Raw genomic sequence first — 1462 nt, 5'->3', positions numbered from 1 at the left:
CAGCAGCGCCGCGGCGTCGACCTGCGAACCCTCACCGAGCGCGGTCACGAGCGCGGCGGCGTGCTCGGGGGTCGTTGCGGCGACGGCCACCCAGCCCTGTCCGCACGGGTACAGCCGGTGCACCGCGGTGTCGCCGACGTACTCGTGGCCGCCCACCGCGGGGGCGGGCCGGCCGGCGTGGCGGACGAACTCCCCGGCCTGCATCATCACCGAGGAGTTCACCATCGTGGTGACGACCTCCTGGCCGAGCCCGTCGCGGCGCCGGGCGTACAGCGCGGCGAGGATCCCGAACGCGACCAGCGATCCGGTGCCGATGTCGTGCACGAGCATGGCGCTCTGGCAGGGGGCATCGGCGCCGCCCTGGGCGGCGATGAGCCCGGAGCGGGCCTGCAGCAGCGGGTCGAAGGCGGGGGTGGCGCTCAGCGGATTGCCGGTGCCCCAGGCGGTGACCGTGCCACGCACGAGCCGCGGGTTGATCGCGGCGAGGGTGGCGTAGTCGGTGCCGATGCGCTCGCGCACGCCGGGGCGGACGTTGTCGAGCAGAACATCGGCGCTGCGCACCAGGTCGTGGAACGTGTCCCGGCCGTCGGAGGTCTTCAGGTCGACCACGATGTCGTCCTGGCCCTTGTGGAAGGCGAGGAAGGAGACGGTGTAGATCCGGTAGGGGTCGCCGCCGGGTCCCTCGACCTTGATGACCTCGGCGCCGTAGTCGGCGAGCAGCGTCGAGCCGAACGGCCCGGCGACGAAGCTGCCCAGGTCGAGCACGCGCAGCCCGGCCAGCGGCGCCGGCGGTTCTTCCCCGGCCGCCACGGGGTCGGGTGCCGCGCCGCCGCGGCGAGCATCGGTCCAGACGTCCGCGACGTCGACGAACGCCTGCGCACTCGGTAGGTGGGAGAACTCCCCCGGGGTGCGACTCAACCGGATCGGATCGCCGGGAACCTCCACCGGGCCGAGATCGGGATGGGCGTGCACCCGGCGCATCCCGTTCGACGCGACGACGTCGCCCGCCCACCACTCGTCGCGGGTCTGCGCCGGGGCGTTGGGCACCCCGGCGTCGGTCAGCAGCCGCTCCCAGTGGGCCAGCGGCTGCTCGGCGAACCTCGCCGCGAACCGTTCGACGACCGGGGCGCCGACGCCGGGGCGCAGCATGTTCAGCATCGAGCCGTCCACGCCCGGCATCGTCAGCACCTCGAACAGGTCGAGCACGTCGAGCGCGGTGAGGAACAGCGGCTCGGTGAGTGCGCCGAGGTAGAGCCAGCGGTCGTCGGAGCAACGGTAGAGCCGGTAGTTCGGCGACGAGCCGCCGCCTCCCGGCTGGCTCGCGCGGATGATCCCCTCGGCGTCGGTGAGACTCGCGGCCTGCATCGCCGCCGTCGCGTGCAGCCCGCTGACCAGCACCGCCCGCCCCCGGCCGGCAGCGACCTCGCCGGCACCGACCTCGCCGGCACCGCCGCGGCCCAGC

The 1462-nt window shown here is 74.2% G+C and carries 1 protein-coding gene; it reads right to left on the bottom strand.

Features of this window, described 5'->3' with window-relative positions; genetic code table 11:
* On the bottom strand, window positions 1–1462 hold a 1462-nt coding region (locus tag ND748_RS31905; protein WP_251749996.1), incomplete at both ends, for a CoA transferase.

The sequence above is a fragment of the Frankia sp. AiPs1 genome (genome assembly GCF_023716945.1).
Taxonomy (GTDB): domain Bacteria; phylum Actinomycetota; class Actinomycetes; order Frankiales; family Frankiaceae; genus Frankia.
This window is presented reverse-complemented; position numbering and strand designations above follow the sequence as displayed.